Here is a 22,154-nt window from a genome sequence, read left to right as displayed (position 1 = left end):
CTGTCAGACGGCGAACGTCCAGGCGCGGCGGCCGGACGTGTCCCGTGCCGATCCGGCCCGGGTAGGCTGCCCGGAGCGTGTTGCGCCCGACCACCCCACCGCTCGGAGATCGCGTGATGCCCACCCGGCCCGCCGCCCGGCTGCTGATCGGCCCGGTTCTGCGCCGGGTCGTCGAGACCCGGGCCACCGTCTGGGTGGAGACCAGCGCCCCGGCTGTCGTCCGGGTCCGCACCCCCGACGGCGCGGGCGGCGAGGCGGCCACGTTCCGCGCCTTCGGGCACCACTACGCCCTGGTGGTGGTGGACGGGCTTCGGCCCGGCGCGGTCACGCCCTACGAGGTCTTCCTGGACGACGAGCCGGTCTGGCCGGAGCCGGGGTCGTCGCTACCGCCGAGTGTGATCCGTACCCGCCGGGCGGATGATCCCACGGTCCGCCTCGTCTTCGGCTCCTGCCGGGAGACGACCCAGCGTGCCACGGCCCGCCGGCTGCCGCCGGACGCGCTCGACGCGTACGCCCGGCGGATGATGGCCGCGCCCGACCCGGCCCGGTGGCCGGATCTGCTGCTCCTGCTCGGGGACCAGGTGTACGCGGACCAGCCCTCGCCGACGGTGCGCACCCTGCTGCGGCGCCGACGCGACCGGAGCGTGGGCGCCCCACCCGACCAGGTGGTCAGCTTCGACGAGTACACGAAGCTGTACCTCGAGTCGTGGCGGGATCCCGAGATCCGCTGGTTGCTCTCCACCGTGCCGAGCGTGATGATCTTCGACGACCACGAGATCATCGACGACTGGAACACCTCGACGCCGTGGCGGCTCGAGGCACACCGGCAACCGTGGTGGTCGGAGCGGATCACCAGTGGGCTGGCGTCGTACTGGGTCTACCAGCACCTCGGCAACCTGGCCCCGGAGGAGCTGGCGACCGACCCGGTCTACACCGCGGTCCGGGCGGCCGGGGACGACGCCACCGAGGTGCTGCGCGCGTTCGGCCGCCGGGTCGACGCCGAGGCGGTCGGGTACGACGCGGCCCTCGGCCGGGGCGAGTCGCCGGACGCCGCGGCGGTCGCCGGACGCTACCAGTGGAGCTATGCCCTGGACGTGGGCCGGACCCGGGTGGTGGTGCTGGACAACCGGTGCAGCCGGGTGCTGGACCGGGCGCACCGGGCGATGCTGCCGCCGGCCGAGTGGGCCTGGTTCACCGACCAGGTGCGGGGAGACCACGACCACCTGGTGGTCGGGTCGTCGCTGCCCTGGCTGCTGCCGCCCGGCATCCACCACGTCGAGTCGTGGAACGAGCGGCTGGCCGGCTCGCCCCGACCCGGGGTGGCGGCGTTCTCGGAGCGACTGCGTCGGGCGCTCGATCTGGAGCACTGGGCCGCGTTCCGGCGTTCGTTCGACGCGCTCGCCGCCCTCTTCGTCCGGGTCGGCACCGGGGCGGTCGGGGGCGCCGACCCGGGTTGCCCACCGCCGGCGTCGATCAGCGTCCTCTCCGGCGACGTCCACCACTCGTACATCGCCCGGGCCCGGTTCCGGGGCACACCGGTGGCGACCGCGGTGCACCAGCTGACCTGCTCGCCGTTTCACAACCAGGTGCCGGCCCCGATGCGTCCGCTGCTCCGGGTCGGCTGGTGGCGACTACCGTCGGTGGCGGCTCGGGCGCTCGCCCGGACGGCCGGGGTGCGCCGGCCCCCGGTGCGGTGGCGCAAGCTCGCCGGGCCGTACTTCGGCAACGCGGTGGCCACCCTGCGCCACGAGGGTCGGACCGCCGAGGTGACGATCGAGGGCACCCGCCCCGACGGCACCCTGCACACCGTGGCCCGACGTACCCTCACCGGCTGACCGCGGCCCCGTTCCGGCCTCGGCGTCGGCTGACTCCACCGCGGCACCACGGGCCCCACCGGGGTGACACCGGGCGATATCGTGCTTCGTGGACGAGGGGAGGCGGCCGAATGTTGCAGGTGGACGCGGCCGAATTGCGGGCGACGGCGAAGCGGCTACGGGATGAGGTCGCGAACGGCGTCGGTGGGGCGTGCGAGGCTACCTCGGCCACCGAGGGCGGCGGCATACTGATCGGTTTCGACCAGTACGGCAGTCGCGACGGCTACCAGGCCGTCTCCCAGGCCTGGCGGGCGGAACTCGGCGCCTTCGCCGAGGCCATCCGACAGCTCGCCGACGCGTTGGAGAAGGCGGCCGACAACTACGACCGATCCGACCGGGACGCGGCCCGCCGGCTGGGCGGAGGTCACCGATAACCAGACAGTGGACGGCGACCCGGTCCGGGCTGCCCGCCCGGGCACCAGCGACGCGGGACGGAGGACCGGCATGAGCGACGACACCCCACTGCCCCGACTCAAGGAACTCCAGGGCGGCATCGCCGGCCAGAACGGCATGTGGAACTCGGGCGCGCTGCACTACTCGCTGCGTAACGCGATCCAGGTGTCCGGACCGAGCGGTTATCCGTCCGGTCTGGAATCACTCGCCGGCGACTACCGCCGGGCCGAGAAGGTTCTCGACGAGGCGTTGTTGGCGATCGGCGAGATCCGACGGCAGCGGCTGCCCAGGGTCTGGGCCGGCGATACCCAGGTCGCCGCCACCGACGCGCTCGCCGCCGCCGAACGTGGGCTGGAGCGTGGCGTCGGCGTACTGGGCCGAATCGCCAAGGAGCTGTTCCGGCTGGCCGACGCCGTGGGGGCCGCGCAGAAGCGGGACCGCGACGGGCTGACGCCACTGCATGAGGCGTACGGGCTGACCGAGGAGATCACCGCCGGCCCGTTCATCGACCCGCTGCACTACGACGGCGACAAGATGCACCGGGCGCACCAGCTGGCCATCGCCGGGATCGGTGACCGGGTCGACGCGCACAGCGCGCTCGCCGAGACGTCCCGCGAGGTCAGCAGCACCTTCCATGACCTCGCCTCGCAGGCCCGGTTGCAGCGGCTGGCCGACTCGCCGCTGTCCGCCCTGGACGAACTGCTGCTGATCGACGCCGGCAGCAGCGGCACCAGTGTGGACGGGGCGATTCTCACCGCCGCGATGGCCGACCGGGCGGCCGACCGCCTGGCCGCGATGAGTGAGGCGGACCGGGCCCGGATGGAACAGCTGCTGGCCGGGGCGGGCAGCCCGGAGCACCGGGCATACCTGATGCGCGCGCTGGCCGCCGGCTACGACATTGACAAGATCACCGAGTTCAACCGCCTCATCGCCCCGTACGGCGACGACCCGGCCTGGCTGTGCGCACACCTCAACCCGATCGGGGGCGACTCGGCGCCGAGCGGGCAGCAGCGGCCCACGACGTTCGACGGCGCCCAGTGGACCCAGGGGCAGTACCCGACCTGCGTGGCCTCCTCCACGGTCACCGCCCGGGCCATGGTCGACCCGCTGTACGCGCTCGAACTCACCACCGGCGGCCACCCCGGCGACCCGGCGTACGACAACGGCGAGGCCTTCGCCCGGCGGCTGCGGGACGAGCAGTTCCGGGTCTACGACGGCGGGCGCTCCTGGTACCAGAACCTGCCGTTGATCGGCACCGACGGGATGACCAACAACCAGTCGGCGACCGTCGCCGACCAGGAGATCGGCTCCCACACCGGCGCGGACTACGAGAACCGGAACGTCGGCAACGCGGACGAGCGCCGCGCGGTGCTGCCGGAGATCGAACGCGCGGTGGACGAGGGGCACCCGGTGCCGTTCTCCAGCCGGGACGGCAACGGCGGACACCAGATGCTGATCATCGGCCACGACGGCGACCGGCTCCAGATCTACAACCCGTGGGGGTACACGGTCTGGGTCGATGAGGACGACTTCGTCAACGGCCGCCTCGACTCGATCGGCAACGGTGTACCGAAAGAGTTCACCAGCGTCCGGCTGCCGAAGTGAGGAGGGGCGCGATGACCAATCGGCGAACCGACGAGGACGAGCTGCGGACCATCGACGTACCGGCGGGACTGGTGGCCGGACTCCGGTCGGGACGGGCCCCGGCCGGGGAGGTGACGGTCGCCGCGGCCCTGGCGGCCGACCGGCTCGGCACCCAGCCCCGCTCGCTGACCTTCCTGGCCGAGGTGGTCCGGCGCGGCGGCGTCGGGTACGCGGTCACCCTGCCGGAGCCGCTGCCCACGCCCGAGCAGGCGGCCCTCGCCGCGACCTGGCTCGGCGCGGCGGACTCGGTCACCGAGCGGGGTCCGGCGTACGACGAGACGGTGGCGCGCTGGCTGGAGAGCGTCGCCCTGGTCGTGGCAGCCCGCCGGCAGGCGGGAGCGGGCCGGCCGGGCTGAGCCTCCCGGAGACCGTCACCGTCCAGGCCCTCAGACGACCGGCAGGGCCTCAGGAGACGGTCACCGTCCAGGTGACCGTTGTCGACTCCGCCCTGGTCCGCTCGTCCCAGCAGCCCTGGAAACAGTTGGTCAGGGTGACGGTCACCTGTCCGGCGCGTTCCGCGTCGAACCGGAAGTAGTGTTTGCCGCCCCCACCCCCGATCGACGGCCCGAACAGCCGGTCGGACAGGCTGTTCGAGATCAGCTCGTCACCGACCAGCGTCACCACGCCGTCCGGCTCGGCCGTGGCCGACCACCTGTCCCCGACCGAGGGTCCACGGTCCGGCACCTTCAGTGAGAACCGGTCACCGACCTTTACGGTGACCGAGGGCGACGAGGCGTCCAGGACCGTGCCGTAGACGACGTGCCGCCGGATCAGCGCTCCACCCAGTGCGGCGGCGACAGCCAGCACCGCAACCACGACCACGATGGACACCACACGCCTGACGGAGATCACGGCCGACACGATATCTGCCGGGCGCCAGGTGCGAGTGCACTGGCCGCGCAACGATCGACTGCGGCGGTCAGAGTGCGAGCACCGCCCGGAGGTAGCGCAGATCGTCCGGTCCGTTCCACCGGTACGCCGACAGCCCGGCGACCCGGGCGCCGCGGATCGCCCGGTCCTCGTCGTCGACGAAGAGCACCCGGGACGGCGGGGCGCCGACCGCCACGCACGCGTGCTGGAAGTACTCCTTCGCCGGCTTGGGCACCCCCAGCGTCGAGGAGTTGACCACCACGTCGACCTCGTCGGTCAGGCCGAGGAGCTTCAGGTCGGCGTCGAGCAGGTCGGTGGCGTTGGTCGCCAGCCCGACCCGTACGCCGGCGGACCGGACCTGGCGGACGAAGGCCAGGACGTCCGGGTCGACGCTTCCCCGGTCCGCCTGCCACTCGTCCACCGCCGCCTGCGCGTTCTCCCGCCCGCCGGCCGCCTCGGCCACGGCGTCGACCACCGCCGCCATCCAGTCGGCGTGCCGGAGCTGCCCGGTGATCGCCGGTTGCAGCAACGACCAGGCGAACGCGGTGTCGCGCAACACCCCCGCCGGCAGGCCGTGCCGGCGTTCCGCCGCGGCGGCGGCCTCCGGATCCCACCGCCGCAGTACGCCGTCTAGGTCGATCAGGAGCGCGACCGGCCGTTCCCGGCGCATCAGGCGTCCTCGGTACGGAGCCGCTGGCTGATCACCTGGGTGATCCCGTTGCGCATCGTCACGCCGTACAAGGCGTCGGCCACCTCCATGGTCCGCTTCTGGTGGGTGATGATGATCAGCTGGCTCTTCGCCCGCAACTGGGTGAGGAGGGTGATCAGCCGGCCGAGGTTGACGTCGTCGAGCGCCGCCTCCACCTCGTCCATGATGTAGAACGGGCTGGGACGGGCCCGGAAGATCGCGACGAGCAGGGCGATGGCGGTGAGCGACCGCTCACCACCGGAGAGCAACGACAGTCGCTTGATCTTCTTGCCGGGTGGACGGGCCTCCACCTCGACGCCGGTGGTGAGCAGGTCGTCCGGGTCGGTGAGCACCAGCCGCCCCTCGCCGCCGGGGAAGAGCACGGTGAAGACCTCCTCGAACTCCTTCGCCGTGTCGGCGAAGGCGCTGGCGAAGATCTCCAGGATCCGGTCGTCGACGTCCTTGACGACGGTGAGCAGGTCCCGCCGGGTCGCCTTGAGGTCCTCGAGCTGCTCGGAGAGGAACTTGTACCGTTCCTCCAGCGCGGCGAACTCCTCCAGGGCGAGCGGGTTGACCTTGCCGAGCAGCGCCAGCTCCCGTTCCGCCTTCGCGGCCCGCTTCTCCTGCACCGCCCGCTCGTACGGCACCGGCTCCGGCACCGGCCGGCCCTCCCGCTCGGCGGCGGCGACCTCGGCCTGGGTCGGCGGTACCGGCTGCTGCGGGCCGTACTCGGCGATCAGCGTCTCCACGTCGAGCCCGAAGTCCTCGGCGGCCTTCGCCTCCAACTGCTCGATCCGCATCCGCTGCTCGGCGCGGGCCACCTCGTCGCGGTGCACCGCGCTGGTCAGCCGCTCCAGGTCCGCGCCGAGCCGCTTGGCCGCGCCGCGTACCTCCTGAAGCTCGGCCTCCCGGGCGGAGCGCACCTTCGCCACCTCGTCGCGGTGCTGCTCGGCGGCGGCGAGCGAGACCGCGAGCCGGGTCAGCGCCTCCCGGGCGCCGATCTCCACCGCCCGGGCGATCGCCGCGCCGCGGGCCCGGGCGGCCCGGCGGGCCGCGGCCCGCTCCCGGGCCGCCCGCTCCGCCGCGGCCTGGCGCAGCAGCGAGTCGGCGCGGCCGGCGATCGAGGCGACCCGCTCCTCCGCGGTACGGACGGCGAGCCGGACCTCCATCTCGTTCTGCCGGGCCTGCGGAAGGTACGCGGCGATCTCGTCGCGCTCCTCGGTCGAGGGTTCGGCGTCGATCGGAGTCGCCTCGGCGATCCGCAGCCGCTCCTCCAGCTCGGCGAGGGCGGCGAGGTCACGTTCCCGGGCCTGCTCGGCGCGGGCCCGCGCCTCGGCGAGCCGGTCCATCTCCGCCTTCGCCGACCGGGCGGCGGCGCCGAGTTCGGCGAGCCGGCGGGCGGCGGCGTTGCGGTGTCCCTCCGCCTCCCGCTTGACGGCCGCCGCGGCGGCGACCTCCGCCTTCCGCTCCGCCAGCTCCTCGCGGGCGGCGGCGAGCTGTTCGCGCAGCCCGGCGACGGTCTGCTCGGCGGCGAGCCGGTTGGCCCGGGCCTCCTCGACGGCGGCCTGCACCTCCAGGTAGCTGGGCGCCTTCGCCGAGCCGCCGGCCGCGGTGTACCCGCCGATCACGTCCCCGTCCGGGGTGACCGCGCGCAGTTCGGGGTTCTCCGTCACCAGCCGGGTGGCCGCCGCGAGGTCGTCGACCAGGACGACGTCCCGCAGTGCCCGGTGCACGGCCGGCCGGACCTCGTCGGGGCAGCCGACCAGGTCCGGCGCCCACCGCGCCCCGGGCGGCAGCGCCGGCCGCAGCGCGTCGGCGGAGCCGATCATGCCCGGTCCGGCCTGGCCGCCGACCAGGAACTCGGCGCGCCCGGCGTCGGAGATCCGCAGCCAGCGCATCGCCTCGGCCGCCTCGTCGACCCCGGCGACCGCGACCGCGTCGGCGAGCCCGCCGAGGGCGGCGGCCAGCGCCGCCTCGTGGCCCGGCGCGACGGTGAGCATCCCGGCCAGGCTGCCGAGCAGGCCGGGTATCGTCTCGGCCCGGGCCAGCAGCGCCCCGGCCCCGTCCTTGCGGCGCAGGCCCAGGGCCAGGGCCTCCTCCCGGGCCTTCCAGGTCGCCGCCTCCTTCTCCGCCGCCCGCTCCGCGTCCGAGAGGGAACGCACGGTCGCCGCCGCGGCCTCGTGGGCGGCGACCGCCTCGGCGTGCCGGGCGTCCAGCTCGGCGTTGTCCCGGTCCGCCTCGCTGGACTGCTCGGCCACCGCGTCGAGTTCGGCCTGCGCCGCCTCGGCCCGCAGCTGCGCCTCGGCGTGCGCGGCGGCGAGCCGTTCGATCTCCTCCGCCGCCGAGCTGGCCCGGGCCCGGGCGGAGTTGACCTGCCCGGTCAGCCTGGCGAGCCCCTCCCGCCGATCGGCGATCGCCTTCGCCGCCGCCACCAGCGCGCGCTCCGCCTCGGCGAGCTGCCGTTCGAGCTGCTGGCGGTGCTCCACCGCCTCGGCGAGCCGGACCTGGTCCTCGGTGAGCGCGGCGCGCAGCTCCTCCTCCTGCTCGCGGATGGCTTCGGCCTCGGCCTCCAGTTCCTCCGGATCGCGACCGGGTCGCTCGTCATCGGGGGTGGCGCTGAGGTGGCGCAGCCGCTCCCGGGCCAGCTGTTCGGTGGACCGGAAGCGTTCGGCGAGCGCGGAGAGCTGGTACCAGGTGTCCTGGGCCCGGGCGAGGAGCGGGGCGCTCTCGGCGAGCTCGGCCTCCAGCTCCGCCAGCCGGGTCTGCACCTCGGTGTACTCCCGTTCCACCTCCTCGCGCCGCTGCCGCAACGCCGCCTCGTCGGCGATCTCCTTCTCGAGGGTGGCGCGGAGCGTGGCCAGGTCGTCGGCGAGCAGTCGCAGCCGCGCGTCCCGGAGGTCGGCCTGGATCCCGGCGGCCCGGCGCGCCACCTCGGCCTGCTTGCCCAGCGGCTTGAGCTGGCGGCGCAGCTCCGCGGTCAGGTCGGTGAGCCGGTTCAGGTTGACCTGCATCGCGTCGAGCTTGCGCAGCGCCTTTTCCTTGCGCTTGCGGTGCTTGAGTACGCCGGCCGCCTCCTCGATGAACGCCCGGCGGTCCTCCGGTTTGGCGTGCAGGACGGCGTCCAACTGGCCCTGACCGACGATGACGTGCATCTCGCGCCCGATGCCGGAGTCGGAGAGCAGCTCCTGGATGTCGAGGAGCCGACAGGAGTCACCGTTGATCTCGTACTCGCTCTCGCCGGAGCGGAACATCCGGCGGGTGATCGACACCTCGGTGTACTCGATCGGCAGGGCGCCGTCGCTGTTGTCGATCGTGAGCGTCACCTCGGCCCGACCCAGCGGGGCCCGGCCGGCGGTGCCGGCGAAGATCACGTCCTCCATCTTGCCGCCGCGCAGCGCCTTGGCGCTGTGCTCTCCGAGCACCCAGGCGATGGCGTCGACGACGTTCGACTTGCCCGAGCCGTTCGGCCCCACCACGCAGGTGATCCCCGGCTCCAGCCGGAAGGTCGTGCTGGAGGCGAAGGACTTGAAGCCCTTCACCGTCAGGCTCTTGAGATACACGTTCGCATTCCTCGTCGACGTGCCGCACCCGGATGGTCGGCGTGCGGACCGTCGGGTGGATCCGCCGCTCTGGCGATCCGGCATGTGCCGGCCCGGCGGACCCGCCCCGCCTGGGTCGCCGACCCGGTCAGCCGCGTCCCTCTCGCCGGCTCGATGGCTCGCTCCCCGCGGTGGGAGCCTGGTCAACCCGCAGGGTAACCCGGGTGGGGGCCGACCACGACTCGCCGCGCGCCGACCAGCGTATCCGACACCCGGAATCACCCGCGTTCCGGCTGGTCGGGCGTCGACGGGAAACGACCGGCCGGACGGCCGCGTCGGTACCGGCCCGGCGGCGCGTCGACCGGTCGGCGAACGCGGTACGTCAGGGAACGCGACACACCCGGGGGTCTGGCGCGCGTGGGCCGGGTCCGGGGCGAGCACCCGGGCCAAACACCCAACACACAAAACTGCGCGCCGCCACGAATGTGTCGGCGCGCGATTTCTGGGTGCGATTCAGTTGTATCAGGCGGGGCGCCGGTGACCGACGCCGGAGATCAGGTGAGCGCGGGCTCGGCCAGCCGGAGCAGATCGTCCGCTTCGGCGACCGCTGCCGCGAGCCGGTCATTCTCGGCACGCAGCCGCGTCGTCTCGAACTCCAGTGCCTGGACCCTGGCACGCAGTCGGGTGACCTCGTCGAGCAGACGCCGGTCTGGCGCCGCGCCAACGTGGCCGTAGAGGGCCTTCGCCATATCGTCTCCTTGTAATGCGCTGCCGGAAAGGCCGGCCAACGCGCGCCCAACTCGTTCGCGACTCCCCGCCCGCAAGACAAACGCAGGCATGGTCGGGCGCGACTGGCGACACTTACATAGTGTGCCGATGTCCCGGCTCAGTCAAGTTTCGCCGGATCTGGACACCGGTGTGTCGTCAATCGGAAACCGAGGGCCGTCGCGAGATACGAACCAGGTCGCCGTTCGGACACCCCGAGTCTAGCTCCAGTCGATGTCCGACTCGGCATTGCCCCTGGCCAGACGCCTCGGACCCGCTGTCCGACCCGCCTTAGATCTTCCTTAGCCGCGTTGCCCCAGGCCAGAAGGCACGCGTAGCGTCCGCACGGCAGGACCGGTACGTCGTGGCGTCCGGCTCGACCAGCCGGAGCCCCGGCCGGCGAGACGTGGGAGGCGTGAAACGTGCACGGGTGGAACGACCCGGTCGACTGGAGCGGGGACGACGACCCCATCGGCGGAGACGGCACCGTCTCCCGGCCCGTCCCACCGACCCGGCACCCGTTTCCGGACGCCGGGCGACGAGGCGCACACGAGGGTCGCTCCCCGGCCGAGTCGGACTTCTTCGCACCCGGCCGGGGCGACGGACGCGGAGAGCGGGCGAGGGCCGGGGGCACCGGTCCGGACGACCGCCGCGATCTCCGCCGACCCGGCCGACACCGCCGCCGGCACCGCCGCCGGGGTCCGCTGCTGCTCGGGGTCGTGGTCACCGCCCTGCTCGGGGTCCTCGGCGTCGGCGCTGCCCTGCTGCCGCCCCGCCTGACCGCCGCGCCCGGCGATCCCGCTCCGGAGCAGCGGCCGGCACCGGGCGCGGCGGCGCCGGGACAGCCGGACGCGGCGCTGGCCTCCCCCGAGGCCCCCACCACCGTCGCCGCCGAGACGGTTCCGACCCCCACCGCGAGCACGGCCCGGCCGCGTCCACGACCGAGCGCCACCACCCGGGCCACGCCGACCCGGAAGACCACCGGCCCGGCGCCGCGCCGGACCACCGCCACGGCGCCGACCCGGTCGAGCGGGGGCGGGGACAGTCGGGAAGCCCAGGTACTCGAGATCGTCAACCGGGAACGGGTCGCGAACGGCTGCGACCCCGTCGTCATCAACAGCCGGCTCGCCGAGGCCGCCCGGCTGCACAGCCAGGATCAGGGCGAGCACACGACCATGTCGCACATCGGCAGCGACGGCAGCACGTTCGTGGAACGGGCCCGACGGGCCGGGTACGACGCGCCGATCGGCGAGAACGTGGCCATGGGCTACCCCACCGCCGCCGCCGTGATGGAGGGCTGGATGAACAGCCCGGGACACCGGGCCAACATCCTCAACTGCGAGGCCCGGGCGATGGGGGTCGGGGTGGCCACCGGGGCCGACGGCCGGCTCTACTGGACCCAGATGTTCGGCGCCACCCCCTGAGCCCGCCGCCCGGTGCGCGGCCGCGCGCACCGGAACCGGCCGTCGGCTCGTTGGCCCAGGGCGAGGGGGTGTGCGGCCGGTGACCACCGCGGCTCACTGACGTGCCGGGCCGGAGCGGTCGGGTCCGGCGGCCTGACGTACGCCGCCGACCACCACGCCCGGGCGGCGGCACCGGGCCGCTCCGGCGCGCCGTCGCCCTGTCCCTGACCCTCGCCCTGCTGCTGCCCGCCCCGGCGTGCCGGTTCCTGCCGACCCGGTCCGCCCCGGTGCCGCCCTGGCCGGGCGGCGCCACCCCGAGCTGGCAGTGGCAGCTCACCGACCCTCTCGACGCCAGCGTCGAGGCCCAGGTGTACGCGCTGGACGTCTTCCGTACCTCGCTGGAGGAGGCCCGCCGGCTACGGGCCGACGGCCGCCGGCTCATGTGCCACGTCGAGGTCGGGGTGTACCAGGAGTCGCGCCCCGACGCGGCGCGGTTCCCCGCCGCCGTACTCGGGGAGCCGGCCCGGGTGCCCGGACAGCCGGGCGGCGCCCCACGTGGCCGCTGGCTGGACATCCGACAGTGGTCCACGCTCGAACCGGTGCTCGCCGACCGGTTCCGGCTCTGCCGGGGCAAGGGCTTCGTCGCCCTGCTGGCGGTCGGGATGGACGGGTACCGGCAGCGGACCGGCTTCCCGTTGACCTTCGACGACCAGCTCACCTTCAACCGCCGGGTGGCCGCGCTGGCCCGGCAGACGCAGCTCGCGCCGGGGCTGACGAACGACCTCGACCAGGCGCTGGCCCTGGAGCCGTACTTCGACTTCGCGGTCACCGAGGAGTGCGTCCGGCACGCGCGGTGTCAGCGCCTGGTGCCGTTCGTGACCGCGGGCAAGACGGTCTTCCACGTCGAGTACGAGATGCCGCCGGACCGGTTCTGCCTGGTCAGCCTCGGCTTCGGCTTCACCTCGATCCGGAAGGAGCGGGACCTCGGCGCGTATCGGGAGACATGCCCGACCTGACGTCGCCGCCCGGGCCGCCCGTCAGCGGCCCGCCGGCCGGGCCGTACGGGGCCGGGGCTGGCACCGCGGGCAGCTGTACGACGACCGGTTCATGAACGGCTCGCGCCGGATCGGCGCGCCGCAGCGGCGGCAGGGCAGGCCCTCGCGGCCGTACACGTTCAGTTCCCGGGAGAAGTAGCCGCTCTCCCCGTTGACGTTGACATAGAGGGCGTCGAAGCTGGTCCCGCCCTGGGCGATCGCCTCGCGAAGGACGTCCCGGACGTGGCCGAGCAGTCGGGTGATCGCCGGTCCGGTGAGCGCCTCGGTCGGCCGGGCGCCGTGCAGCCGCGCCCGCCACAGCGCCTCGTCGGCGTAGATGTTGCCGACCCCGGAGATCAGGGTCTGGTCGAGCAGCGCCCGCTTGATCTCGGTGCGCCGGCGCCGGATCGCCGCCACGAAGTCGGCGTCGGAGAACTCCGGGTCCATCGGGTCCCGGGCGATGTGCGCGATCTCCGCGGGCAGGCTCGCGCCGCCCTCGGAGACCGAGAGGCCGCCGAAGGTGCGCTGATCCACGAAGCGCAGCTGCGACCCCCCGTCGTCGAAGGTGAACCGGACCCGTAGGTGGGTTTCGTCCGCGGCCGGCGGCGGCTGGACCAGCAACTGCCCGGACATGCCCAGGTGCCCGACGATCGCGTCGCCGCTGTCCAGCGGCAGCCAGAGGTACTTGCCGCGCCGCCGGGCGCCGACGATCGTCCGCCCGGTCAGCACCGCGGCGAAGTGCTCCGGGCCGGCGAGGTGCCGGCGGACGGCGCGCGGGTGCCGTACCTCGACGGTGGCGATCCGCCGACCGGTGACCCAGCGGGCCAGCCCGTCCCGGACGGTCTCCACCTCGGGTAGCTCAGGCATGCGTACGACCTCGATCAGCTCGCGGAGTGCTCGACGCTCTCGGCGCCGCCGCCAGGCTCGGCGCCGCCATCGCCGCCACCGGGCCCGGCGCCGCCGTCGGCCGCCGGCTCGGCGGGCTGCTCCGAGAGGGTACGCCAGGCCGCCTCGGCGGCCCGCTGCTCGGCCTCCTTCTTGCTCCGGCCGTCGGCGCCGCCGTAGGTGCGGCCGGCCACCACCACCCAGGCGGTGAAGGTCTTGGCGTGGTCCGGGCCCGCCTCGTCGATGCGGTACTCGGGGACACCGAGCCCGAGCGCCGCGGTCAGCTCCTGGAGGCTGGTCTTCCAGTCCAGTGCCGCCCCCCGCCCGGCCGACTCCGCCATCAGCGGATCGAAGAGCCGGTGGATGACGCGGGAGGCGGTGTCGAGCCCGTGCTGGAGGTAGATCGCCCCGAGCAGCGCCTCCAGGGTGTCGGCGAGGATGCTCGCCTTGTCCCGGCCCCCGGTGGCCTCCTCGCCCTTGCCCAGTAGGAGGTACGGCCCGAGACCGAGCGGGCCGAGCCGGCGGGCCACGTCGGCCAGGGCGCGCATGTTGACCACGCTCGCGCGGAGCTTGGCGAGCTGCCCCTCGGGCAGGTCGGGGTGGTTGTGGAAGAGCGCGGTGGTGATCACGACGCCCAGGACCGAGTCGCCGAGGAACTCCAGCCGCTCGTTGGTCGGCAGGCCCCCGTTCTCGTACGCGAACGAGCGGTGGGTCAGGGCCCGCTCCAGCAGTTCCGGATCCAGGGCGACCCCGAACGCCGCCTCCAGGTGCGAGATCGGCGGCCGCCGCCGCTTCTCCTTGGTCATGGCGTCTCCTCGCTCCGCTCGTCGCCGTGGCTCGGGCGACCGAGCCGGCTGGCTCGCGCGTCCCGTTCGCTCACGCGCTCACCTCGGTGTCGGTGGTGCGGTTGGCCCGTCCAGCTCGGCGAGCAGGGTCGCGACCGCCGGGATCACCCGGCGACGGTGCAGGTGGGCGGCGAGCGCGATACCCGAGGCGACGTCGTCGTGCCGGGCCGCGCCGTGGCAGACCACCACGGTCCCGGCGACCCCGAGCAGGGCGGCGGCGCGCGGGGCGCCACCGCCGGTCGGCGCTCCCCCGGCCAGCGCGTAGGCTCCCTCGATCCCCTTGAGCAGGACGTTTCCGGTGAATCCGTCGGTGACGACCACGTCGGCCCGCGCGCCGGAGGCGACCTCGTACCCCTCGACCAGCCCGACGTAGCGGGCGGCGGCCGGCAGCGCCTGCTCGGCGAGGAGCGGGGCGGCGGCCCGGCGGGCCCGGTCGCCCTTGCCGGGTTCGGTGCCGACGGAGAGGAGGCCCACCCGGGGCCGGGTCAGGTCGTGGGTGACCGCGGCGTACGCCGCGCCGAGGACGGCGTGCCGGGCCAGGGTCACCGGCCGGGCCTCCAGCGAGCCGCCGACGTCCAGCAGCGCCACCGGGCCGGCCAGGGCGGGCAGGGTGGCGACCAGCGCGGGACGGCGTACGCCGGGCCAGCGGCCGAATCCGAGGACGGCGGCGGTGACCGTGGCGGCGGTCGAGCCGGCCGAGACGACGGCGTCGGCGGCTCCCTCGACGACCGCGCGGACGGCGGCGCCCACGGTGCTCTCGGCCCTGCCGAGCGTGGCGGCGTCCCCGGTCATCGCCGCGGCGTCACGCACCGGCCGGACCGCGATCCGGTCGCGGTCGGCGGGGCGGAGCGCGGCGACCAGCCCGTCGGCCACCTCGGGAGGGCCGACGAGCAGGAGACACAGGTCGGGGTCGGCGCCGAACGCCCGCAGAGCGCCGTCAACCACGACGGCGGGAGCCTCGTCCCCGCCGAGGAGGTCGACGGCGATCCGCACGGTGCCCGGCTCCACGGGTACGCCGGCCGTCACGCGACGGTCGGCGCCGGTGGGAGCCGGCACACCGGGCAGTCGCCGGGGCGAATGCGCCGCCCGACCGGAGGTCGGGGGCGTCACACGCGTTCCGGGTCAGACCTCGATGACCTGACGGCCGTTGTAGGTGCCGCAGACGGTGCAGGCCGCGTGCGGCAGCTTCGGCGACTTGCACTGCGGGCAGGCCACGGTCGGGACCGCCGTGGTCTTCCACTGCGCCCGGCGGGACCGGGTGTTGCTGCGCGACATCTTGCGCTTGGGGACGGCCACGGTTTCTTCCTACTCCTCTTGACGGATCAGTTGCGACAGGCCTGCCCAGCGGGGGTCGAACTGCTGGTGGCTGTGGTCCGCCGGCAGCTCGTCCCGGTGCACCCCGCACTCGGGGCACAGTCCCGGGCAGTCCTGCCGGCACACCGGGTTGTTCGGCAGCGCGAGGACCACCGCGTCCCGGAGCGCCGGCTCCAGGTCGATCAGGTCGCCCTGCATCCGGCCCACCTCGAACTCGTCGGTGGTCTCGTCCGTGGTGCTGTGCTCGTAGGCGTACAGCTCCTGGATGGTGACGACCAGCGAGTCGGTGATCGGACGCAGACAGCGACCGCACTCGCCCTCGATGGGACCGGTGACGGTCCCGGAGACGAGGACGCCCTCAGACACCGACTCGAGCCTCAGGTCGAGGCTCAGGTCCGCGCCCTCCGGTACGCCGATCAGCTCCAGGCCGAGGTCCGCCGGTGCCGGCACCGTCCGTTCGACCGTACGCAGAACGCCAGGTCGGCGTGGCAGGTCCCTCGTGTCGAGGACCAACGGCGACCTGGGATCCAGGTGGGTCGGTAGATGCTTGGGCATAGTCAGACTCCGGCCTGTGCGAGGCCGACCTCACACGTTACCTGAGCAGCGGGCACAGCGTCGAACCGGGGCACCGGCACGTCCGGACGACCAGCCGGGTCTCTCCCGGCCGGCCACGCCGGTCGCGCTCCTCACCCGCACCCCGGACCTCGGTGGCACCGCCGGCAACCGGGAGGTCCCACCCGAGGGGATGATCCGGACAGGCGAGGTCAGAACGACAGGGGGCGTTCGTTCTCCTCTCCCTGGAACGAGCCGATCTCCCGCAGGGCGTGCATCTTGTCCCGACCGCGCTCGATCGAGGCGAGTGCCCTGGTCAGGAACTGTTCGAAGTTGGCCAACGCCGTGTCGACGTAGTCGTCGACCTCCTCGCGGAGCCGCTGGGCCTCGGCCCGGGCCTCCGCGATGATCCGGGCGCCCTCGTGCTCGGCGGAGACGGTGATCTCGTTGACCGAGACGAGCCGGGCGTGCTCCGCCTCGCCCTCGCTGATGATCCGGTCCGCCTCACGCTTGCCGGCCTCGACGATCTTGTCGCGTTCCTCCAGCAGCGCCGCCGCCCGGCGCAGTTCGACAGGCAGCTCGGCCCGCAGCTCCTCAAGAGCGCCGATCAGCTCGGCGCGGTCGATCATGGCGGTGTTACGGGACATCGGAACGGAACGCGCCGCCTCCACCATGCCGATGATCTCGTCTATGCGATCGAGCGGGTCCACAGGTACCTCACTCCCGTCGTTGCTTCGGTCGACCTACATGATGAGGCGTCGAACCGGGTTGCTGACCACCATGATGCGGTGCGGTCGCGAACCGGGGTCTGACCGGCCCGGGGCCGGCGCGTCGCAACGTCGGGATCGACGCGGGTCGACTCGGGCACCCGTTTCCGGCAAGGGGTCAGGAGCCGGGGCGGCGCAGCCGCTCCCGCAGTCGTTCCCGGACCACGTCCGGCACGTGCGGCGAGACGTCGCCGCCCCACTTCGCCACGTCCTTGACCAGACTGGACGAGAGGAACGAGTACGCCGGACTGGTCGGCATGAAGAGGGTCTCGACCCCGGCGAGCCCGATGTTCATCTGGGCCATCTGCAACTCGTAGTCGAAGTCGCTGACGGCGCGTAGCCCTCGGACCACCACCTTCGCCTGCTGGGCCCGGCAGAAGTCCACCAGGAGACCCCGGAACGAGGCGACCCGGACGTTGTCGTAGGAGCTGATCACCTCACGGAGCATGTCGAGCCGCTCGTCGATGGTGAACAGCCCACGCTTGGACTCGTTGATCAGGACACCGACGATCACCTCGTCGAAGAGCCGACTGGCCCGACCGATGATGTCGAGGTGTCCGTTGGTGACCGGATCGAACGAGCCGGGACAGACCGCGCGTCTCATGATCGGCGACCGTACCAAAGAGTGGTCTCACCGTAACGGCGACATCGCTGTGGAGTGAGCCCCCGCACCCACTCGACCGGGCCGGTACGGCTCGACCGCTCCAGCACCACGAGGGCGTCCTCGGCCAGCCAGCCGTTGCCGAGCAGCGCCTCCTGCAGCGCGACGAGTTCCGCCTCCGGCACCGCGTACGGCGGGTCGGCGAAGACGACGTCGTACGGGCCGTCCTCGGGCGCGGTGGCGAGGACCTGCTCGACCCGGGCGGTCACCAGCCGGGCGGTGCCGGGAACCGGGTCGGCCGTCGCCGACCGCAGCAGGGCGAGGTTCTCCCGGATCACCCGGGCCGCCCGAGGGTCGGACTCGACCAGCAGCACCTGGGCGGCCCCGCGGGAGAGCGCCTCCAGCCCGACGGCACCGGATCCGGCGTACAGGTCGGCGAAGCGGGCACCCTCGAGGTCGAGCGCTGACCCGATCGCGCTGAACAGCGCCTCCCGGACCCGGTCGCTGGTCGGCCGCGTCCGGGAGCCCGGCGGCGCGGCGATGCGTCGTCCGCCGAGCACGCCGGCGACGATCCGGGTCATGTCGCCGTCCTCCGCACGCCTCTGACGCTACGCGACGACACTGATCATCCTTCCGGCGGTGCGGTACCCACGCCCATCGCTCCGGCAGGGCCGTACCCGCACTCATCCTCCCGGCGGCGCCGTGTCAACGCGCCAGATTGGACCACTCGACCGAGTGAGGCGGACGGGTGCCCGGTCGGAACCGAAGGATCGGACAAAGAGACACACCGGGAGCACGGAGGGAAATACCACAGTTACTTGCCGTCTATCAATCGTCTCAGATTCACAACATCATCGTTAGAAGCGCCTGAGAGGTGTTTTCGTACCAGCGCAATCGATAAGGTCTGGCGCTGTGCCGGCAGCGGTTTGCCGGCCCAAGACGTCGGAAGGCGGTTATTCGCAGGGTCGAGCGCCATTACGACGCCCCCCCATTCCGCCGGTTCCACGTCTTACCGTGACGCCCTATCCCTCAGGAGCACGCGTGATCCGTCCAAAGTCTCCGATGCGGCGCGCCCTCGCCATCACGGCTGGCACGCTGATCGGCGCCGCCGGAGCGGTGGCCTTCTCCGCCCCGGCGTACGCCCACCACCCCGAGATCTACGGCACGTACTGCCAGGTCAAGGGGACCAACACCTACGAGTTCACCTGGACGGTCTACAACAGCGAGCGGGACATCACCGGCGAAATCACCAAGGTGCGGCCCGGGGACGTCGGCGACATCAAGGTCGGGGCCATTCTCCCGAAGAAGGGCGACGGCCCGCTGACCGGCACCGAGACGCGCACCATTGACCGGCCGGGGACCAACACCACCCTCACCGTCGGGGCGAAGTGGGTACGGGGCCGCACCATCATCACCGAGGAGCGCACCGTCAAGGCGGTGAGCAAGGGGAAGTGCCAGACCCCGCCGACCACCCCGCCTACGACCCCTCCGACCACGCCGCCGACGACGGAGCCGCCGGCGACCCCGCCCGCCACGGAGCCGCCGACGACCCCGCCGACCACTCCCCCGGTCACCGAGACCCCGGAGCCGACCCCGTCGGTGACGCCGAAGCCGGTCGAGCCGGTCCGGACCAACGAGTCGACCTGTGACGAGCTGATCATCTCGGTGGAGAACCCGACCGACAAGGCGATCAGCGTCGTCCTCACCCCGAACAAGGGCGAGGCGAAGACCCTGACCGTGGAGCCGGGCAAGACCGGCAGCGTCACCTTCCCGGCCTCCGAGGGCCTGACCGTCACGCCGAGCATCGACGGCACCGAGGGCGAGCCGATCGCGTACGAGCAGCCCAAGGACTGCACCTCGGGCGGTGGCGGCGGCGAGGGTAGCCTGCCGCTGACCGGTGCCGCCGCCGGTGGCATCGCGGCCGGCGCCGTGCTGCTGGTCGCCGCCGGTGTCGTGCTGTACATCGTGGCCCGCCGCCGTCGGGTGACCTTCACCGCCTGATCGGCAGCAGCCGCACCAGCTGAACCATCCGTCTGAGGGCGCGTCGGCCTACACGGTCGGCGCGCCCTCAGCCTTTCCCGGGGCGGCCTTTTCCGGGGCCGAGGACGGCGACGGCTGAGAAGACGACAAAGGTCCGGACCGCGGGGCGAACGTCGAATCGACACGTGGCCCACGCCACTCCCGTTTCCGGGGAATGGCGACACCCCGGCTCACCGTCACGGCAGCGACCAATCTCCCGCGGCGTACCACCGCCACCGCCCCGCCCGCGCCACCAGATCACGGTTCCCGGCACGGAAATGCCCGGAGTCATCCCCGGAACGCCCAATAATCCCGGCATCGGGGTGCGAGGAACGTCACCATCAACGTCACCATCAACGTCACCATCAACGTCACCATCGCGGCGACGCGGTGACGGCATTTCGCGACCGGTGCCACGGCGCCGCTTCCGCCGACCGGACACGAGTGTGTGTCGCCAATCCGACACGACCGTCCGGGTCTGACGAGTCCCCGCGACGCGCCGCGCGGCGCCGACCCGGGCCGCCATTTTGGCGCCCCACGCACCGGTGGTCGAACGTCGCCGCGGTCCATCCCGGGGGACGCGTAAACCATGGCGAAACCGGTCCATCACGAAATGGCCGGCCGCGCCACGTGCCTTCGCCGACCGGCACATCGGCCCGGACGCCTGCCCGTCCGCGCGGACGTGTCAGCCCTTCTCGAGGTATTCGGCGCGCTCGGCGTCGACCAGGGCGGCCACCGAGGCGGCCAACGCCGGATGCCGCGTGAGGTCCGGGTCCTCCTCGATCAGCGCGATCGCCTCGGCCCGGGCATCCCGGATCAGCTCGGCGTCACGGAGCAGCGACAGCAGCCGTAGGTGCGACCGCCGGCCGGACTGGGTCGCGCCGAGGACGTCCCCCTCCCGCCGCTGTTCCAGGTCGAGCTCGGCGAGCCGGAACCCGTCGGTGGTGGAGGCGACCGCGTCCAGCCGCTGTCGGGCCGGCGTACCCTCGACCGCCTCGGTGACCAGCAGACAGAGACCGGGCGCCGAGCCCCGGCCGACCCGACCACGGAGCTGGTGCAGTTGGGAGACGCCGAACCGGTCCGCGTCCAGCACGATCATCACCGTCGCGTTCGGGACGTCGACCCCGACCTCGATCACCGTGGTCGCGACCAGGACGTCGAGGTCTCCGGCGGCGAACGAACGCATCACCGCGTCCTTCTCGTCGGCCGGCAGCCGCCCGTGCAGCACCCCGATCCGCAGCCCGTGCAGCGGCCCGTCGGCGAGCAGCGGCGCCACCTCGGTCACCGCCAGCGGGGGACGCTTCCCGTCCTCGCCGGCGGCGCCCCCCACCTCCTCGGCGGTCGCCGCCTGGTCGCCGATCCGGGGGCAGACGACGTACGCCTGGTGGCCGGCGGCGACCTCCTCGCGCAACCGGCGCCAGGCCCGGTCCAGGTACGCCGGCTTCTCCGTCGCCGGTACGACGTGCGAGGCGATCGGCGAGCGCCCCCGCGGCAACTGGGCGAGGGTGGAGACCTCCAGGTCGCCGTAGACGGTCATCGCGACCGTCCGCGGGATCGGCGTCGCGGTCATCACCAGCACGTGCGGCGGCTGCTCGGCCTTGGCGCGCAGCGCGTCCCGCTGCTCGACGCCGAACCGGTGCTGCTCGTCGACGACCACCAGGCCGAGGTCGGCGAAGTCGACCCCCTCGTACAGCAGGGCGTGGGTGCCGACGACGATGCCCGCCTCCCCGGCCGCCACCGCCTCCAGGGCCCGTCGCCGGGCCGCCGCGCCGAGCGAGCCGGTGACCAGGGCGAGCCGGGTGCCGCGCGGGTCACCGTCCAGCTCGCCGGCCCGACCGAGCGGGCCGAGCAGGTCGAGCATGCCCCGGTAGTGCTGCGCCGCCAGCACCTCGGTCGGGGCGAGCAGCGCCGCCTGACCACCCGCGTCGACCACCTGGAGCATGGCGCGCAGCGCGCAGACCGTCTTGCCGGAGCCAACCTCGCCCTGGAGCAGCCGGTGCATCGGGTGCGGGGTGCCGAGGTCGGCGGCGATCTCCTCGCCGACGTCGCGCTGCCCCGCCGTCAGCTCGTACGGCAACCGGGCGTCGAAGGCGGCGAGCAGGCCGTCGTCGCGCCGGGGTCGGGGCCGGGCCGGCCAGGCCGCGGCCCGCCGCTTGCGCTGCGCCAGGGTGAGCTGTACGGCGAACGCCTCGTCCCACTTCAACCGTCGCCGGGCCCGGTACAGATCCTCCTTGCTCGCCGGGCGATGGATGTCGTGCAGCGCGGTGGCGAGCCCGACGAGGTTACGGGTCGCCCGCACCGTGGCCGGGAGCGGATCCTCCGGCAACGTGACGGTGTCCAGCACCACCCGTACGCACCGGGCGATCACCCAGGTCGGCACCGCCGCCGCGGCCGGATACACCGGGATCAGCGCCCCGGCGAACTCCTCGATCTCGTCACCGGTCACCGGACCGGCGGCGCCGCCACGGGCCGCCCCGCCGTCCGGGGTGTCCGCGGCCGTCGCGTCGTCCCCGTCGCCGCTTGGGGCGTCGGGGAGCAGGACGTACTCCGGCCCGTTGAGCTGGCGCCGGCCCCGGAACTCGGTCACCTTGCCGGCGAAGAGCCCCCAGCGGCCCGGTCGCAGGTCGCGCTCCCGCCACACCTGGTTGCCGAAGAAGGTGAGGGTGAGCAGCCCGCCGGAATCGTCGCCGACGGTCACCTCGAGCAGGTTCCCGCGCCGCTGCCGCATCGGCCGCACGGTCGTCTTCCGCACCTGGCCGAGTACGGTGACCTGCTCCCCCACCACGAGGGAGCGGATGTCGGTGTGCTGGCCCCGCTCGTCGTACCGGCGGGGGAAGTGGTAGAGCAGGTCGCCCGCGGTGTGCAGGTCGAGGTGGGTGGCGAGGGCCTTCGCCGTCTTGTCGCCGACCAGCCTCCGCAGCGGGGTCGCCAGCCCGGCCGGTTCCGCCGCGCCCGTCATCG

General features: G+C 73.4%; 19 protein-coding genes and 1 pseudogene. 7 read left to right on the top strand and 13 right to left on the bottom strand.

What is annotated here, in order from left to right; translation table 11 throughout:
• Positions 1–116: 116 nt before the first annotated feature.
• The 4 genes from EF879_RS05805 to EF879_RS05790 all read left to right on the top strand — a co-directional run bounded on the left by EF879_RS05805 (position 117) and on the right by EF879_RS05790 (position 4,267).
• A complete protein-coding gene (locus tag EF879_RS05805) occupies positions 117–1,835 on the top strand; it encodes an alkaline phosphatase D family protein (RefSeq protein WP_123555608.1) in 1,719 nt (572 codons plus the stop codon).
• 110 nt (positions 1,836–1,945) lie between these two features.
• A complete protein-coding gene (locus EF879_RS05800; RefSeq protein ID WP_123555606.1) occupies positions 1,946–2,248 on the top strand; it encodes a WXG100 family type VII secretion target in 303 nt (100 codons plus the stop codon).
• 70 nt (positions 2,249–2,318) lie between these two features.
• Positions 2,319–3,872 (top strand): peptidoglycan-binding protein, encoded by a 1,554-nt coding sequence (locus EF879_RS05795; RefSeq protein ID WP_148086363.1) that lies wholly within the window; start codon positions 2,319–2,321, stop codon positions 3,870–3,872.
• An 11-nt stretch (positions 3,873–3,883) separates the two neighbouring features.
• Complete coding sequence (locus EF879_RS05790; protein WP_123555601.1) at positions 3,884–4,267, top strand: hypothetical protein; 384 nt, start codon at positions 3,884–3,886, stop codon at positions 4,265–4,267.
• 49 nt (positions 4,268–4,316) lie between these two features.
• Here EF879_RS05790 and EF879_RS05785 read toward each other — a convergent pair whose 3' ends face one another.
• From EF879_RS05785 to EF879_RS05770, 4 genes are all read right to left on the bottom strand, one after another.
• A complete protein-coding gene (locus EF879_RS05785) occupies positions 4,317–4,763 on the bottom strand; it encodes a protease inhibitor I42 family protein (protein ID WP_158624117.1) in 447 nt (148 codons plus the stop codon).
• A gap of 67 nt (positions 4,764–4,830) precedes the next feature.
• The gene (locus EF879_RS05780; protein ID WP_123555598.1) at positions 4,831–5,451 is read right to left on the bottom strand and encodes an HAD-IA family hydrolase; all 621 of its coding nucleotides are present in this window, start codon (positions 5,449–5,451) and stop codon (positions 4,831–4,833) included.
• Entirely contained in the window at positions 5,451–9,029 is a 3,579-nt protein-coding gene (gene smc / locus EF879_RS05775) for a chromosome segregation protein SMC (RefSeq protein WP_123555596.1), read from the bottom strand. The genes EF879_RS05780 and smc overlap by 1 nt, the downstream gene beginning before the upstream one ends.
• 533 nt (positions 9,030–9,562) lie before the next feature.
• Positions 9,563–9,757 (bottom strand): hypothetical protein, encoded by a 195-nt coding sequence (locus EF879_RS05770; protein ID WP_101370286.1) that lies wholly within the window; start codon positions 9,755–9,757, stop codon positions 9,563–9,565.
• A gap of 438 nt (positions 9,758–10,195) precedes the next feature.
• Here EF879_RS05770 and EF879_RS05765 point away from each other — a divergent pair, with 438 nt between their 5' ends.
• Both EF879_RS05765 and EF879_RS05760 read left to right on the top strand, forming a co-directional pair.
• Positions 10,196–11,197 carry a CAP domain-containing protein gene (locus EF879_RS05765; protein WP_123555594.1) on the top strand — a complete coding sequence of 334 codons (1,002 nt, stop codon included), beginning with the start codon at positions 10,196–10,198 and terminating at the stop codon, positions 11,195–11,197.
• A 101-nt stretch (positions 11,198–11,298) separates the two neighbouring features.
• Positions 11,299–12,192 (top strand): endo alpha-1,4 polygalactosaminidase, encoded by an 894-nt coding sequence (locus tag EF879_RS05760; protein WP_123555592.1) that lies wholly within the window; start codon positions 11,299–11,301, stop codon positions 12,190–12,192.
• A 21-nt stretch (positions 12,193–12,213) separates the two neighbouring features.
• On the opposite strand, the gene mutM is transcribed toward EF879_RS05760, so the two are convergent.
• The 8 genes and pseudogenes from mutM to rsmD form a co-directional block, all read right to left on the bottom strand.
• Complete coding sequence (mutM, locus tag EF879_RS05755; RefSeq protein ID WP_123555590.1) at positions 12,214–13,077, bottom strand: bifunctional DNA-formamidopyrimidine glycosylase/DNA-(apurinic or apyrimidinic site) lyase; 864 nt, start codon at positions 13,075–13,077, stop codon at positions 12,214–12,216.
• Positions 13,078–13,091: 14 nt separating this feature from the next.
• On the bottom strand, positions 13,092–13,901 hold the full coding sequence (rnc, locus tag EF879_RS05750) for a ribonuclease III (RefSeq protein WP_233604259.1): 810 nt from the start codon (positions 13,899–13,901) through the stop codon (positions 13,092–13,094).
• Positions 13,898–14,948: pseudogene (locus EF879_RS05745) on the bottom strand (phosphate acyltransferase PlsX). Before EF879_RS05745 ends, rnc begins: the two are co-directional and overlap by 4 nt.
• Positions 14,949–15,062: 114 nt before the next feature.
• Positions 15,063–15,236, bottom strand: coding sequence for a 50S ribosomal protein L32 (gene rpmF, locus EF879_RS05740; RefSeq protein ID WP_123555588.1), 174 nt, complete (start codon positions 15,234–15,236; stop codon positions 15,063–15,065).
• Positions 15,237–15,245: 9 nt separating this feature from the next.
• Entirely contained in the window at positions 15,246–15,809 is a 564-nt protein-coding gene (locus EF879_RS05735) for a DUF177 domain-containing protein (protein WP_123555586.1), read from the bottom strand.
• Positions 15,810–16,018: 209 nt separating this feature from the next.
• A complete protein-coding gene (locus tag EF879_RS05730; RefSeq protein ID WP_123555585.1) occupies positions 16,019–16,516 on the bottom strand; it encodes a hypothetical protein in 498 nt (165 codons plus the stop codon).
• A 175-nt stretch (positions 16,517–16,691) separates the two neighbouring features.
• The gene (gene coaD / locus EF879_RS05725) at positions 16,692–17,177 is read right to left on the bottom strand and encodes a pantetheine-phosphate adenylyltransferase (protein ID WP_123555583.1); all 486 of its coding nucleotides are present in this window, start codon (positions 17,175–17,177) and stop codon (positions 16,692–16,694) included.
• Complete coding sequence (rsmD, locus tag EF879_RS05720; protein ID WP_123555581.1) at positions 17,174–17,755, bottom strand: 16S rRNA (guanine(966)-N(2))-methyltransferase RsmD; 582 nt, start codon at positions 17,753–17,755, stop codon at positions 17,174–17,176. The genes coaD and rsmD overlap by 4 nt, the downstream gene beginning before the upstream one ends.
• A gap of 460 nt (positions 17,756–18,215) precedes the next feature.
• Here rsmD and EF879_RS05715 point away from each other — a divergent pair, with 460 nt between their 5' ends.
• Positions 18,216–19,175, top strand: coding sequence for a cell wall anchor protein (locus tag EF879_RS05715; RefSeq protein WP_148086362.1), 960 nt, complete (start codon positions 18,216–18,218; stop codon positions 19,173–19,175).
• Positions 19,176–19,878: 703 nt separating this feature from the next.
• Here the strand turns inward: EF879_RS05715 and recG are convergent.
• Positions 19,879–22,152, bottom strand: coding sequence for an ATP-dependent DNA helicase RecG (recG, locus tag EF879_RS05710; protein ID WP_123555577.1), 2,274 nt, complete (start codon positions 22,150–22,152; stop codon positions 19,879–19,881).
• Positions 22,153–22,154 lie beyond the last annotated feature (2 nt).

Source organism: Micromonospora sp. HM5-17, assembly GCF_003762835.1.
GTDB lineage: Bacteria > Actinomycetota > Actinomycetes > Mycobacteriales > Micromonosporaceae > Plantactinospora.
This window is presented reverse-complemented; position numbering and strand designations above follow the sequence as displayed.